This is a genomic window from Vibrio sp. B1FLJ16 (assembly GCF_905175385.1).
In the GTDB taxonomy this organism is placed as follows: domain Bacteria; phylum Pseudomonadota; class Gammaproteobacteria; order Enterobacterales; family Vibrionaceae; genus Vibrio.
Map to the genome: position 1 here is coordinate 2878097 of NZ_HG992749.1, position 16004 is coordinate 2894100.

Here is a 16004-nt window from a genome sequence, read left to right on the forward strand (position 1 = left end):
CATGATCAATATAAAAGGGGAAGATTGGCATAAAGTCATTTTAGATACCCTACCCGATCATGTATTTATCCTCGATAGTAACGGGCGGTATGTTGAAAGCTTTGGTGGTACGTACCAGTCGAGTAATTTTAGTGCCAAAAGCTACACTGGCCTGCATTTGTGTGATGTATTTTCACCGGGCAAGGCCGCTGAATTAGTCGCTCATATCCATGATGTTATTCGCGATAACGAAACTAAAGTTGTAAAGTACAGCATCGCACTTCAGGATCATTTACTCCTTCCGATCCAAGAACTGGAGGCGCTTGAGAACCCTGAAGAAACATGGTTCGAAGCCATTATCAAACCCATAGAGCAGTCCGGCGAAGAAAATAAATTAGTGATATGGTCAGTACGTGATATCACCAGAACTCACCTCTTAGAGCAGCGCTTAAAACTGCTTTCCGAGACTGACGAGCTCACAGGTGTACTTAATCGCAGGGCATTTCTAACTAGTTTCGACACCAGCATCGACGCTCATACAAAATACTCAAAGATACTATCTTGCCTGATGATCGATATTGATCACTTCAAAGAGATTAATGACCAGGTTGGGCATTTCTCCGGAGATGAGGTTATAACCCGTATTGCTCAGGTTTGTCAGGATTGTATCGGCGATGAAGATCTCATCGGCAGGTTAGGCGGTGAAGAATTTGCAGTCATCCTGGAGAACACAAGCGCAATTCAAGCTTATAAAGTGGCCGAGCGCATTCGCCACGCAATACAGCAGACTACATGTTACGTAGATGGTACAGAGATTAATACTACAGTAAGTATAGGTGTGGCAGAGTTGAGCCCACAGCGCTCACAAGCCAAAGAGTTACTAGTAGATGCCGATAAAGCTATGTACTACTCAAAAGACTCCGGGAGAAATCAGGTGACTTTATTCCACGAGAACCTGCCGGATCTAAAACTGTACAGAGCAGGGCATCTAAAAATACGAAGAGTATCATAGAGATTTATAATTCCAGCCTCTAAGAGCTTCTTTGGCCTTTTAATGCAATAAAGCGAAGCACAACATCAATCCCTTGTCTTAAATCACTCTCCCACTTTAGATAGCGTTCCTTAGCCCAATCAATAGACATTCAAAAAATTCTGGTCATAGACAAAGACCCTAAGTAACTTCACGCATCACAGTACGATTTTAAAGAATACAACTTGAAAATACTCATCAAGATAGACAAGTAGATATTTGATGAGACATGAGGTGGTTTGCTCTTAGATACGTCTTAGCAGTTTTGAATAGGTTTCGGAGTATAACGCTTTAGAGCCGTTAGCAGAGAAGCTTATCTGTGAGTAATTTGATGATGCCAGAGAAAAGGGCGAGTCACTGATTAATCGGGATCAGAGCATTAAAAAATAGCTATATGTACCAGAGCTTAGGATCAGAACACATTTCAGATAAAATCAAGGATATTTCTCCGTTCCCCCCAAACTTCAAACGTAAAAAAGCCCGAGTCTTTCGACTCGGGCTTAGTATAAGTGGCGGAGTGGACGGGACTCGAACCCGCGACCCCCGGCGTGACAGGCCGGTATTCTAACCAACTGAACTACCACTCCGCAGTGGTATCACCCGTTATTACAACGAATGTCCATAATTTAAAGCCTGGCGATGTCCTACTCTCACATGGGGAAACCCCACACTACCATCGGCGCTGTTTTGTTTCACTTCTGAGTTCGGAATGGAATCAGGTGGGTCCAAAACGCTATGGCCGCCAAGCAAATTCTTTAATCTGGAAAGCTGTTTTTAATTCTCGTTCTTACACATTCAATGTTCTTTCATTGAGTCCATCAAAACCCCTTGGGTGTTGTATGGTTAAGCCTCACGGGCAATTAGTACAGGTTAGCTCAACGCCTCACAACGCTTACACACCCTGCCTATCAACGTCGTAGTCTACGACAACCCTTTAGGATACTTAAAGTATCAGGGAGAACTCATCTCAAGGCTTGCTTCCCGCTTAGATGCTTTCAGCGGTTATCAATTCCGAACTTAGCTACCGGGCAATGCGTCTGGCGACACAACCCGAACACCAGAGGTTCGTCCACTCCGGTCCTCTCGTACTAGGAGCAGCCCCTTTCAATTCTCCAACGCCCACGGCAGATAGGGACCGAACTGTCTCACGACGTTCTAAACCCAGCTCGCGTACCACTTTAAATGGCGAACAGCCATACCCTTGGGACCGACTTCAGCCCCAGGATGTGATGAGCCGACATCGAGGTGCCAAACACCGCCGTCGATATGAACTCTTGGGCGGTATCAGCCTGTTATCCCCGGAGTACCTTTTATCCGTTGAGCGATGGCCCTTCCATTCAGAACCACCGGATCACTATGACCTGCTTTCGCACCTGCTCGAATTGTCATTCTCGCAGTCAAGCGGGCTTATGCCATTGCACTAACCTCACGATGTCCAACCGTGATTAGCCCACCTTCGTGCTCCTCCGTTACTCTTTGGGAGGAGACCGCCCCAGTCAAACTACCCACCAGGCACTGTCCGTAACCCCGATAAGGGGTCAACGTTAGAACATCAACACTACAAGGGTGGTATTTCAAGGACGGCTCCAACGATACTGGCGTACCGTCTTCAAAGCCTCCCACCTATCCTACACATGTAGGGTCAATGTTCAGTGCCAAGCTGTAGTAAAGGTTCACGGGGTCTTTCCGTCTAGCCGCGGGTACACTGCATCTTCACAGCGATTTCAATTTCACTGAGTCTCGGGTGGAGACAGCGTGGCCATCATTACGCCATTCGTGCAGGTCGGAACTTACCCGACAAGGAATTTCGCTACCTTAGGACCGTTATAGTTACGGCCGCCGTTTACCGGGGCTTCGATCAAGAGCTTCGACCGAAGTCTAACCCCATCAATTAACCTTCCGGCACCGGGCAGGCGTCACACCGTATACGTCATCTTACGATTTTGCACAGTGCTGTGTTTTTAATAAACAGTTGCAGCCACCTGGTATCTGCGACTCTCAATAGCTCCATCCGCGAGGGACTTCACCGTCGAGAGCGTACCTTCTCCCGAAGTTACGGTACCATTTTGCCTAGTTCCTTCACCCGAGTTCTCTCAAGCGCCTTGGTATTCTCTACCCGACCACCTGTGTCGGTTTGGGGTACGATTCCTTACAATCTGAAGCTTAGAGGCTTTTCCTGGAAGCATGGCATCAATGACTTCACTACCGTAGTAGCTCGACGTCGTGTCTCAGCCTTAAAAAGAGCCGGATTTACCTAACTCTTAAGCCTACGCACTTGAACCTGGACAACCGTCGCCAGGCCCACCTAGCCTTCTCCGTCCCCCCATCGCAATTGTAAGAAGTACGGGAATATTAACCCGTTTCCCATCGACTACGCCTTTCGGCCTCGCCTTAGGGGTCGACTTACCCTGCCCCGATTAACGTTGGACAGGAACCCTTGGTCTTCCGGCGAGGAGGTTTTTCACCCCCTTTATCGTTACTCATGTCAGCATTCGCACTTCTGATACGTCCAGCATGCGTTACCACACACCTTCAACCGCTTACAGAACGCTCCCCTACCCAATATACAAAAGTATATTGCCGCAGCTTCGGTTTACTACTTAGCCCCGTTACATCTTCCGCGCAGGCCGACTCGACCAGTGAGCTATTACGCTTTCTTTAAATGATGGCTGCTTCTAAGCCAACATCCTGGCTGTCTGAGCCTTCCCACATCGTTTCCCACTTAGTAGTAATTTGGGACCTTAGCTGGCGGTCTGGGTTGTTTCCCTCTCCACGACGGACGTTAGCACCCGCCGTGTGTCTCCCGGATAGTACTTACTGGTATTCGGAGTTTGCAAAGGGTTGGTAAGTCGGGATGACCCCCTAGCCTTAACAGTGCTCTACCCCCAGTAGTATTCGTCCGAGGCGCTACCTAAATAGCTTTCGGGGAGAACCAGCTATCTCCAGGTTTGATTGGCCTTTCACCCCTAGCCACAAGTCATCCGCTAATTTTTCAACATTAGTCGGTTCGGTCCTCCAGTTGATGTTACTCAACCTTCAACCTGCCCATGGCTAGATCACCTGGTTTCGGGTCTATATCCAGAGACTAAAACGCCCAGTTAAGACTCGGTTTCCCTACGGCTCCCCTAGATGGTTAACCTTGCCACTGAATATAAGTCGCTGACCCATTATACAAAAGGTACGCAGTCACAGGACAAAGCCTGCTCCTACTGCTTGTACGTACACGGTTTCAGGTTCTATTTCACTCCCCTCACAGGGGTTCTTTTCGCCTTTCCCTCACGGTACTGGTTCACTATCGGTCAGTCAGTAGTATTTAGCCTTGGAGGATGGTCCCCCCATATTCAGACAGGATATCACGTGTCCCGCCCTACTCGATTTCACTGAATGTGCGTTGTCAACTACGGGGCTATCACCCTGTATCGCCGGACTTTCCAGACCGTTCGTCTAACGCATATAAAGCTTAAGGGCTAGTCCAATTTCGCTCGCCGCTACTTTCGGAATCTCGGTTGATTTCTTTTCCTCGGGGTACTTAGATGTTTCAGTTCCCCCGGTTCGCCTCGCTGCGCTATGTATTCACGCAGCGATACTAGCTTATGCTAGTGGGTTTCCCCATTCGGAAATCCCAGACTCAAGTGGCTTTTACTGCCTAATCTGGGCTTATCGCAAGTTAATACGTCCTTCATCGCCTCTGACTGCCAAGGCATCCACCGTGTACGCTTAGTCACTTAACCATACAACCCGAAGGAGTTTCGAATTGAAGTTAAACAACCAAAGTTGCTGTCTCATTATTTGAATGAGCGAGACAGCTTTCGATTTTGCCGGACTCAAATTCCAAGAACACTTGAATGTGTTGTTAGTTGTATTCCGTTAGGAATACTTTGAGAACTTTACAAATAATCTTAAAGATTATTTTGTCAGCTTTCCAAATTGTTAAAGAGCTATGTTTCTTCACGAGGAAGTACATTTTCTAAAGACTTTCGGCGTCAAAAATTCCAACCAGTATCAATTGCTTGCTCTGGTTTGGACATTATATTCCAAAAATACTTAGAGAATGGTGGGCGATACCGGGCTCGAACCAGTGACCCCCTGCTTGTAAGGCAGGTGCTCTCCCAACTGAGCTAATCGCCCACATAAGTTTTGATTCTTCGTGGAGAAGAATGGTGGGTCGTGCAGGATTCGAACCTGCGACCAATTGATTAAAAGTCAACTGCTCTACCAACTGAGCTAACGACCCAATGGTATCCCGTAGGGGAGTCGAACCCCTGTTACCGCCGTGAAAGGGCGGTGTCCTAGGCCTCTAGACGAACGGGACACTAAGTGAACATCTTGGGGGATGTTCTATCTCTTAAACTTCATAAACCATATCAATCTGTGTGGACACTCATCGTGAGTAATCATCGTATAAGGAGGTGATCCAGCGCCAGGTTCCCCTAGCGCTACCTTGTTACGACTTCACCCCAGTCATGAACCACAAAGTGGTAAGCGTCCCCCCGAAGGTTAAACTACCTACTTCTTTTGCAGCCCACTCCCATGGTGTGACGGGCGGTGTGTACAAGGCCCGGGAACGTATTCACCGTGGCATTCTGATCCACGATTACTAGCGATTCCGACTTCATGGAGTCGAGTTGCAGACTCCAATCCGGACTACGACGCACTTTTTGGGATTCGCTCACTTTCGCAAGTTGGCCGCCCTCTGTATGCGCCATTGTAGCACGTGTGTAGCCCTACTCGTAAGGGCCATGATGACTTGACGTCGTCCCCACCTTCCTCCGGTTTATCACCGGCAGTCTCCCTGGAGTTCCCGACATTACTCGCTGGCAAACAAGGATAAGGGTTGCGCTCGTTGCGGGACTTAACCCAACATTTCACAACACGAGCTGACGACAGCCATGCAGCACCTGTCTCAGAGTTCCCGAAGGCACCAATCCATCTCTGGAAAGTTCTCTGGATGTCAAGAGTAGGTAAGGTTCTTCGCGTTGCATCGAATTAAACCACATGCTCCACCGCTTGTGCGGGCCCCCGTCAATTCATTTGAGTTTTAATCTTGCGACCGTACTCCCCAGGCGGTCTACTTAACGCGTTAGCTCCGAAAGCCACGGCTCAAGGCCACAACCTCCAAGTAGACATCGTTTACGGCGTGGACTACCAGGGTATCTAATCCTGTTTGCTCCCCACGCTTTCGCATCTGAGTGTCAGTATCTGTCCAGGGGGCCGCCTTCGCCACCGGTATTCCTTCAGATCTCTACGCATTTCACCGCTACACCTGAAATTCTACCCCCCTCTACAGTACTCTAGTCTGCCAGTTTCAAATGCAATTCCGAGGTTGAGCCCCGGGCTTTCACATCTGACTTAACAAACCACCTGCATGCGCTTTACGCCCAGTAATTCCGATTAACGCTCGCACCCTCCGTATTACCGCGGCTGCTGGCACGGAGTTAGCCGGTGCTTCTTCTGTCGCTAACGTCAAATAATGCAGCTATTAACTACACTACCTTCCTCACGACTGAAAGTGCTTTACAACCCGAAGGCCTTCTTCACACACGCGGCATGGCTGCATCAGGCTTGCGCCCATTGTGCAATATTCCCCACTGCTGCCTCCCGTAGGAGTCTGGACCGTGTCTCAGTTCCAGTGTGGCTGATCATCCTCTCAGACCAGCTAGGGATCGTCGCCTTGGTGAGCCCTTACCTCACCAACTAGCTAATCCCACCTAGGCATATCCTGACGCGAGAGGCCCGAAGGTCCCCCTCTTTGGCCCGAAGGCATCATGCGGTATTAGCCATCGTTTCCAATGGTTATCCCCCACATCAGGGCAATTTCCTAGGCATTACTCACCCGTCCGCCGCTCGACGCCGTTATCGTTCCCCGAAGGTTCAGATAACTCGTTTCCGCTCGACTTGCATGTGTTAGGCCTGCCGCCAGCGTTCAATCTGAGCCATGATCAAACTCTTCAATTTAAGATTTTGTTCGGCTCAATGAATACTGAACATTACATAAAGTAATGTTTGAATTGACTGTGCTGAATCCGAAGATTCAATGGTCACTTCGTATCATTGAAACCTAATTTGATACCGAAGTATCGAATTGGATTATCATCAACGAGTGCCCACACAGATTGATAGGTCTATATTGTTAAAGAGCTTGGCTTTCAGTGCCTTAGCACGTAAGCGAGGTGCGTATAATACGCTTTCCACTTTGAAAGTCAACATAAAATTCTGAAAAACTTCAGAACCCTATGGTGACTTGCTTAAATCATAAGCAAAGTCGAAATTAAAGCCTGGCGATGTCCTACTCTCACATGGGGAAGCCCCACACTACCATCGGCGCTGTTTTGTTTCACTTCTGAGTTCGGAATGGAATCAGGTGGGTCCAAAACGCTATGGCCGCCAAGCAAATTCTTTAATTCGGAAAGCTGTTTTTAATTCTCGTTCTTACACATTCAATGTTCTTTTATTGAGTCCATCAAAACCCCTTGGGTGTTGTATGGTTAAGCCTCACGGGCAATTAGTACAGGTTAGCTCAACGCCTCACAACGCTTACACACCCTGCCTATCAACGTCGTAGTCTACGACAACCCTTTAGGATACTTAAAGTATCAGGGAGAACTCATCTCAAGGCTTGCTTCCCGCTTAGATGCTTTCAGCGGTTATCAATTCCGAACTTAGCTACCGGGCAATGCGTCTGGCGACACAACCCGAACACCAGAGGTTCGTCCACTCCGGTCCTCTCGTACTAGGAGCAGCCCCTTTCAATTCTCCAACGCCCACGGCAGATAGGGACCGAACTGTCTCACGACGTTCTAAACCCAGCTCGCGTACCACTTTAAATGGCGAACAGCCATACCCTTGGGACCGACTTCAGCCCCAGGATGTGATGAGCCGACATCGAGGTGCCAAACACCGCCGTCGATATGAACTCTTGGGCGGTATCAGCCTGTTATCCCCGGAGTACCTTTTATCCGTTGAGCGATGGCCCTTCCATTCAGAACCACCGGATCACTATGACCTGCTTTCGCACCTGCTCGAATTGTCATTCTCGCAGTCAAGCGGGCTTATGCCATTGCACTAACCTCACGATGTCCAACCGTGATTAGCCCACCTTCGTGCTCCTCCGTTACTCTTTGGGAGGAGACCGCCCCAGTCAAACTACCCACCAGGCACTGTCCGTAACCCCGATAAGGGGTCAACGTTAGAACATCAACACTACAAGGGTGGTATTTCAAGGACGGCTCCAACGATACTGGCGTACCGTCTTCAAAGCCTCCCACCTATCCTACACATGTAGGGTCAATGTTCAGTGCCAAGCTGTAGTAAAGGTTCACGGGGTCTTTCCGTCTAGCCGCGGGTACACTGCATCTTCACAGCGATTTCAATTTCACTGAGTCTCGGGTGGAGACAGCGTGGCCATCATTACGCCATTCGTGCAGGTCGGAACTTACCCGACAAGGAATTTCGCTACCTTAGGACCGTTATAGTTACGGCCGCCGTTTACCGGGGCTTCGATCAAGAGCTTCGACCGAAGTCTAACCCCATCAATTAACCTTCCGGCACCGGGCAGGCGTCACACCGTATACGTCATCTTACGATTTTGCACAGTGCTGTGTTTTTAATAAACAGTTGCAGCCACCTGGTATCTGCGACTCTCAATAGCTCCATCCGCGAGGGACTTCACCGTCGAGAGCGTACCTTCTCCCGAAGTTACGGTACCATTTTGCCTAGTTCCTTCACCCGAGTTCTCTCAAGCGCCTTGGTATTCTCTACCCGACCACCTGTGTCGGTTTGGGGTACGATTCCTTACAATCTGAAGCTTAGAGGCTTTTCCTGGAAGCATGGCATCAATGACTTCACTACCGTAGTAGCTCGACGTCGTGTCTCAGCCTTAAAAAGAGCCGGATTTACCTAACTCTTAAGCCTACGCACTTGAACCTGGACAACCGTCGCCAGGCCCACCTAGCCTTCTCCGTCCCCCCATCGCAATTGTAAGAAGTACGGGAATATTAACCCGTTTCCCATCGACTACGCCTTTCGGCCTCGCCTTAGGGGTCGACTTACCCTGCCCCGATTAACGTTGGACAGGAACCCTTGGTCTTCCGGCGAGGAGGTTTTTCACCCCCTTTATCGTTACTCATGTCAGCATTCGCACTTCTGATACGTCCAGCATGCGTTACCACACACCTTCAACCGCTTACAGAACGCTCCCCTACCCAATATACAAAAGTATATTGCCGCAGCTTCGGTTTACTACTTAGCCCCGTTACATCTTCCGCGCAGGCCGACTCGACCAGTGAGCTATTACGCTTTCTTTAAATGATGGCTGCTTCTAAGCCAACATCCTGGCTGTCTGAGCCTTCCCACATCGTTTCCCACTTAGTAGTAATTTGGGACCTTAGCTGGCGGTCTGGGTTGTTTCCCTCTCCACGACGGACGTTAGCACCCGCCGTGTGTCTCCCGGATAGTACTTACTGGTATTCGGAGTTTGCAAAGGGTTGGTAAGTCGGGATGACCCCCTAGCCTTAACAGTGCTCTACCCCCAGTAGTATTCGTCCGAGGCGCTACCTAAATAGCTTTCGGGGAGAACCAGCTATCTCCAGGTTTGATTGGCCTTTCACCCCTAGCCACAAGTCATCCGCTAATTTTTCAACATTAGTCGGTTCGGTCCTCCAGTTGATGTTACTCAACCTTCAACCTGCCCATGGCTAGATCACCTGGTTTCGGGTCTATATCCAGAGACTAAAACGCCCAGTTAAGACTCGGTTTCCCTACGGCTCCCCTAGATGGTTAACCTTGCCACTGAATATAAGTCGCTGACCCATTATACAAAAGGTACGCAGTCACAGGACAAAGCCTGCTCCTACTGCTTGTACGTACACGGTTTCAGGTTCTATTTCACTCCCCTCACAGGGGTTCTTTTCGCCTTTCCCTCACGGTACTGGTTCACTATCGGTCAGTCAGTAGTATTTAGCCTTGGAGGATGGTCCCCCCATATTCAGACAGGATATCACGTGTCCCGCCCTACTCGATTTCACTGAATGTGCGTTGTCAACTACGGGGCTATCACCCTGTATCGCCGGACTTTCCAGACCGTTCGTCTAACGCATATAAAGCTTAAGGGCTAGTCCAATTTCGCTCGCCGCTACTTTCGGAATCTCGGTTGATTTCTTTTCCTCGGGGTACTTAGATGTTTCAGTTCCCCCGGTTCGCCTCGCTGCGCTATGTATTCACGCAGCGATACTAGCTTATGCTAGTGGGTTTCCCCATTCGGAAATCCCAGACTCAAGTGGCTTTTACTGCCTAATCTGGGCTTATCGCAAGTTAATACGTCCTTCATCGCCTCTGACTGCCAAGGCATCCACCGTGTACGCTTAGTCACTTAACCATACAACCCGAAGGAGTTTCGAATTGAAGTTAAACAACCAAAGTTGCTGTCTCATTATTTGAATGAGCGAGACAGCTTTCGATTTTGCCGGACTCAAATTCCAAGAACACTTGAATGTGTTGTTAGTTGTATTCCCTTAGGAATACTTTGAGAACTTTACAAATAATCTTAAAGATTATTTTGTCAGCTTTCCAAATTGTTAAAGAGCTAATCACTTCAATGAAGTAACCATTTTTAAAAGCACTATCGCTAATGCGCTTAAAGATGGTGGAGCTATGCGGGATCGAACCGCAGACCTCCTGCGTGCAAGGCAGGCGCTCTCCCAGCTGAGCTATAGCCCCATCAAGGTGTCGATACTGTATGCCAACTCCCTAAAAGGAATTGGTGGGTCTGAGTGGACTCGAACCACCGACCTCTCGCTTATCAGGCGAACGCTCTAACCACCTGAGCTACAGACCCAGTATCGTCTCTTTTACATAAACCGTATCAATCTGTGTGGACACTCATCGTGAGTAATCATCGTATAAGGAGGTGATCCAGCGCCAGGTTCCCCTAGCGCTACCTTGTTACGACTTCACCCCAGTCATGAACCACAAAGTGGTAAGCGTCCCCCCGAAGGTTAAACTACCTACTTCTTTTGCAGCCCACTCCCATGGTGTGACGGGCGGTGTGTACAAGGCCCGGGAACGTATTCACCGTGGCATTCTGATCCACGATTACTAGCGATTCCGACTTCATGGAGTCGAGTTGCAGACTCCAATCCGGACTACGACGCACTTTTTGGGATTCGCTCACTTTCGCAAGTTGGCCGCCCTCTGTATGCGCCATTGTAGCACGTGTGTAGCCCTACTCGTAAGGGCCATGATGACTTGACGTCGTCCCCACCTTCCTCCGGTTTATCACCGGCAGTCTCCCTGGAGTTCCCGACATTACTCGCTGGCAAACAAGGATAAGGGTTGCGCTCGTTGCGGGACTTAACCCAACATTTCACAACACGAGCTGACGACAGCCATGCAGCACCTGTCTCAGAGTTCCCGAAGGCACCAATCCATCTCTGGAAAGTTCTCTGGATGTCAAGAGTAGGTAAGGTTCTTCGCGTTGCATCGAATTAAACCACATGCTCCACCGCTTGTGCGGGCCCCCGTCAATTCATTTGAGTTTTAATCTTGCGACCGTACTCCCCAGGCGGTCTACTTAACGCGTTAGCTCCGAAAGCCACGGCTCAAGGCCACAACCTCCAAGTAGACATCGTTTACGGCGTGGACTACCAGGGTATCTAATCCTGTTTGCTCCCCACGCTTTCGCATCTGAGTGTCAGTATCTGTCCAGGGGGCCGCCTTCGCCACCGGTATTCCTTCAGATCTCTACGCATTTCACCGCTACACCTGAAATTCTACCCCCCTCTACAGTACTCTAGTCTGCCAGTTTCAAATGCAATTCCGAGGTTGAGCCCCGGGCTTTCACATCTGACTTAACAAACCACCTGCATGCGCTTTACGCCCAGTAATTCCGATTAACGCTCGCACCCTCCGTATTACCGCGGCTGCTGGCACGGAGTTAGCCGGTGCTTCTTCTGTCGCTAACGTCAAATAATGCAGCTATTAACTACACTACCTTCCTCACGACTGAAAGTGCTTTACAACCCGAAGGCCTTCTTCACACACGCGGCATGGCTGCATCAGGCTTGCGCCCATTGTGCAATATTCCCCACTGCTGCCTCCCGTAGGAGTCTGGACCGTGTCTCAGTTCCAGTGTGGCTGATCATCCTCTCAGACCAGCTAGGGATCGTCGCCTTGGTGAGCCCTTACCTCACCAACTAGCTAATCCCACCTAGGCATATCCTGACGCGAGAGGCCCGAAGGTCCCCCTCTTTGGCCCGAAGGCATCATGCGGTATTAGCCATCGTTTCCAATGGTTATCCCCCACATCAGGGCAATTTCCTAGGCATTACTCACCCGTCCGCCGCTCGACGCCGTTATCGTTCCCCGAAGGTTCAGATAACTCGTTTCCGCTCGACTTGCATGTGTTAGGCCTGCCGCCAGCGTTCAATCTGAGCCATGATCAAACTCTTCAATTTAAGATTTTGTTCGGCTCAATGAATACTGAACATTACATAAAGTAATGTTTGAATTGACTGTGCTGAATCCGAAGATTCAATGGTCACTTCGTATCATTGAAACCTAATTTGATACCGAAGTATCGAATTGGATTATCATCAACGAGTGCCCACACAGATTGATAGGTCTATATTGTTAAAGAGCTTGGCTTTCAGTGCCTTAGCACGTAAGCGAGGTGCGTATAATACGCTTTCCACTTTGAAAGTCAACATAAAATTCTGAAAAACTTCAGAACCCTATGGTGACTTGCTTAAATCATAAGCAAAGTCGAAATTAAAGCCTGGCGATGTCCTACTCTCACATGGGGAAACCCCACACTACCATCGGCGCTGTTTTGTTTCACTTCTGAGTTCGGAATGGAATCAGGTGGGTCCAAAACGCTATGGCCGCCAAGCAAATTCTTTAATCTGGAAAGCTGTTTTTTTAATTCTCGTTCTTACACATTCAATGTTCTTTTATTGAGTCCATCAAAACCCCTTGGGTGTTGTATGGTTAAGCCTCACGGGCAATTAGTACAGGTTAGCTCAACGCCTCACAACGCTTACACACCCTGCCTATCAACGTCGTAGTCTACGACAACCCTTTAGGATACTTAAAGTATCAGGGAGAACTCATCTCAAGGCTTGCTTCCCGCTTAGATGCTTTCAGCGGTTATCAATTCCGAACTTAGCTACCGGGCAATGCGTCTGGCGACACAACCCGAACACCAGAGGTTCGTCCACTCCGGTCCTCTCGTACTAGGAGCAGCCCCTTTCAATTCTCCAACGCCCACGGCAGATAGGGACCGAACTGTCTCACGACGTTCTAAACCCAGCTCGCGTACCACTTTAAATGGCGAACAGCCATACCCTTGGGACCGACTTCAGCCCCAGGATGTGATGAGCCGACATCGAGGTGCCAAACACCGCCGTCGATATGAACTCTTGGGCGGTATCAGCCTGTTATCCCCGGAGTACCTTTTATCCGTTGAGCGATGGCCCTTCCATTCAGAACCACCGGATCACTATGACCTGCTTTCGCACCTGCTCGAATTGTCATTCTCGCAGTCAAGCGGGCTTATGCCATTGCACTAACCTCACGATGTCCAACCGTGATTAGCCCACCTTCGTGCTCCTCCGTTACTCTTTGGGAGGAGACCGCCCCAGTCAAACTACCCACCAGGCACTGTCCGTAACCCCGATAAGGGGTCAACGTTAGAACATCAACACTACAAGGGTGGTATTTCAAGGACGGCTCCAACGATACTGGCGTACCGTCTTCAAAGCCTCCCACCTATCCTACACATGTAGGGTCAATGTTCAGTGCCAAGCTGTAGTAAAGGTTCACGGGGTCTTTCCGTCTAGCCGCGGGTACACTGCATCTTCACAGCGATTTCAATTTCACTGAGTCTCGGGTGGAGACAGCGTGGCCATCATTACGCCATTCGTGCAGGTCGGAACTTACCCGACAAGGAATTTCGCTACCTTAGGACCGTTATAGTTACGGCCGCCGTTTACCGGGGCTTCGATCAAGAGCTTCGACCGAAGTCTAACCCCATCAATTAACCTTCCGGCACCGGGCAGGCGTCACACCGTATACGTCATCTTACGATTTTGCACAGTGCTGTGTTTTTAATAAACAGTTGCAGCCACCTGGTATCTGCGACTCTCAATAGCTCCATCCGCGAGGGACTTCACCGTCGAGAGCGTACCTTCTCCCGAAGTTACGGTACCATTTTGCCTAGTTCCTTCACCCGAGTTCTCTCAAGCGCCTTGGTATTCTCTACCCGACCACCTGTGTCGGTTTGGGGTACGATTCCTTACAATCTGAAGCTTAGAGGCTTTTCCTGGAAGCATGGCATCAATGACTTCACTACCGTAGTAGCTCGACGTCGTGTCTCAGCCTTAAAAAGAGCCGGATTTACCTAACTCTTAAGCCTACGCACTTGAACCTGGACAACCGTCGCCAGGCCCACCTAGCCTTCTCCGTCCCCCCATCGCAATTGTAAGAAGTACGGGAATATTAACCCGTTTCCCATCGACTACGCCTTTCGGCCTCGCCTTAGGGGTCGACTTACCCTGCCCCGATTAACGTTGGACAGGAACCCTTGGTCTTCCGGCGAGGAGGTTTTTCACCCCCTTTATCGTTACTCATGTCAGCATTCGCACTTCTGATACGTCCAGCATGCGTTACCACACACCTTCAACCGCTTACAGAACGCTCCCCTACCCAATATACAAAAGTATATTGCCGCAGCTTCGGTTTACTACTTAGCCCCGTTACATCTTCCGCGCAGGCCGACTCGACCAGTGAGCTATTACGCTTTCTTTAAATGATGGCTGCTTCTAAGCCAACATCCTGGCTGTCTGAGCCTTCCCACATCGTTTCCCACTTAGTAGTAATTTGGGACCTTAGCTGGCGGTCTGGGTTGTTTCCCTCTCCACGACGGACGTTAGCACCCGCCGTGTGTCTCCCGGATAGTACTTACTGGTATTCGGAGTTTGCAAAGGGTTGGTAAGTCGGGATGACCCCCTAGCCTTAACAGTGCTCTACCCCCAGTAGTATTCGTCCGAGGCGCTACCTAAATAGCTTTCGGGGAGAACCAGCTATCTCCAGGTTTGATTGGCCTTTCACCCCTAGCCACAAGTCATCCGCTAATTTTTCAACATTAGTCGGTTCGGTCCTCCAGTTGATGTTACTCAACCTTCAACCTGCCCATGGCTAGATCACCTGGTTTCGGGTCTATATCCAGAGACTAAAACGCCCAGTTAAGACTCGGTTTCCCTACGGCTCCCCTAGATGGTTAACCTTGCCACTGAATATAAGTCGCTGACCCATTATACAAAAGGTACGCAGTCACAGGACAAAGCCTGCTCCTACTGCTTGTACGTACACGGTTTCAGGTTCTATTTCACTCCCCTCACAGGGGTTCTTTTCGCCTTTCCCTCACGGTACTGGTTCACTATCGGTCAGTCAGTAGTATTTAGCCTTGGAGGATGGTCCCCCCATATTCAGACAGGATATCACGTGTCCCGCCCTACTCGATTTCACTGAATGTGCGTTGTCAACTACGGGGCTATCACCCTGTATCGCCGGACTTTCCAGACCGTTCGTCTAACGCATATAAAGCTTAAGGGCTAGTCCAATTTCGCTCGCCGCTACTTTCGGAATCTCGGTTGATTTCTTTTCCTCGGGGTACTTAGATGTTTCAGTTCCCCCGGTTCGCCTCGCTGCGCTATGTATTCACGCAGCGATACTAGCTTATGCTAGTGGGTTTCCCCATTCGGAAATCCCAGACTCAAGTGGCTTTTACTGCCTAATCTGGGCTTATCGCAAGTTAATACGTCCTTCATCGCCTCTGACTGCCAAGGCATCCACCGTGTACGCTTAGTCACTTAACCATACAACCCGAAGGAGTTTCGAATTGAAGTTAAACAACCAAAGTTGCTGTCTCATTATTTGAATGAGCGAGACAGCTTTCGATTTTGCCGGACTCAAATTCCAAGAACACTTGAATGTGTTGTTA

General features: G+C 49.5%; 1 protein-coding gene, 6 tRNA genes and 8 rRNA genes. 1 reads left to right on the plus strand and 14 read right to left on the minus strand.

Annotated features, from left to right (window positions below; genetic code table 11):
- Position 1 precedes the first annotated feature (1 nt).
- The gene (locus KHN79_RS13160; RefSeq protein WP_182011326.1) at positions 2-991 is read left to right on the plus strand and encodes a sensor domain-containing diguanylate cyclase; all 990 of its coding nucleotides are present in this window, start codon (positions 2-4) and stop codon (positions 989-991) included.
- A 528-nt stretch (positions 992-1519) separates the two neighbouring features.
- Here the strand turns inward: KHN79_RS13160 and KHN79_RS13165 are convergent.
- The 14 genes from KHN79_RS13165 to KHN79_RS13230 form a co-directional block, all read right to left on the minus strand.
- A tRNA-Asp gene (locus tag KHN79_RS13165) sits at positions 1520-1596 on the minus strand.
- Positions 1597-1640: 44 nt separating this feature from the next.
- Positions 1641-1756: ribosomal RNA gene (gene rrf, locus KHN79_RS13170) — 5S ribosomal RNA — on the minus strand.
- Between the two features lie 92 nt (positions 1757-1848).
- A 23S ribosomal RNA gene (locus tag KHN79_RS13175) occupies positions 1849-4740 on the minus strand.
- 321 nt (positions 4741-5061) lie between these two features.
- Positions 5062-5137: transfer RNA gene (locus KHN79_RS13180), tRNA-Val, on the minus strand.
- 30 nt (positions 5138-5167) lie between these two features.
- Positions 5168-5243: transfer RNA gene (locus KHN79_RS13185), tRNA-Lys, on the minus strand.
- Between the two features lie 2 nt (positions 5244-5245).
- Positions 5246-5321, minus strand: a tRNA-Glu gene (locus tag KHN79_RS13190).
- Positions 5322-5411: 90 nt separating this feature from the next.
- Positions 5412-6964: ribosomal RNA gene (locus tag KHN79_RS13195) — 16S ribosomal RNA — on the minus strand.
- A 318-nt stretch (positions 6965-7282) separates the two neighbouring features.
- Positions 7283-7398, minus strand: a 5S ribosomal RNA gene (rrf, locus tag KHN79_RS13200).
- A 92-nt stretch (positions 7399-7490) separates the two neighbouring features.
- Positions 7491-10382: ribosomal RNA gene (locus KHN79_RS13205) — 23S ribosomal RNA — on the minus strand.
- 265 nt (positions 10383-10647) lie between these two features.
- Positions 10648-10723 (minus strand) — tRNA-Ala (locus tag KHN79_RS13210).
- Between the two features lie 41 nt (positions 10724-10764).
- Positions 10765-10841 (minus strand) — tRNA-Ile (locus tag KHN79_RS13215).
- Positions 10842-10906: 65 nt separating this feature from the next.
- Positions 10907-12459: ribosomal RNA gene (locus KHN79_RS13220) — 16S ribosomal RNA — on the minus strand.
- 318 nt (positions 12460-12777) lie between these two features.
- Positions 12778-12893, minus strand: a 5S ribosomal RNA gene (rrf, locus tag KHN79_RS13225).
- A 94-nt stretch (positions 12894-12987) separates the two neighbouring features.
- A 23S ribosomal RNA gene (locus KHN79_RS13230) occupies positions 12988-15879 on the minus strand.
- The 16S, 23S and 5S rRNA genes sit together here with 6 tRNA genes alongside, the layout of an rRNA operon.
- Positions 15880-16004: the final 125 nt, after the last annotated feature.

Bases quoted from the DNA above. Each gene is read 5' to 3' on its own strand.
- KHN79_RS13160 (WP_182011326.1), top strand. From the start codon at position 2: ATGATCAATATAAAAGGGGAAGATTGGCATAAAGTCATTTTAGATACC.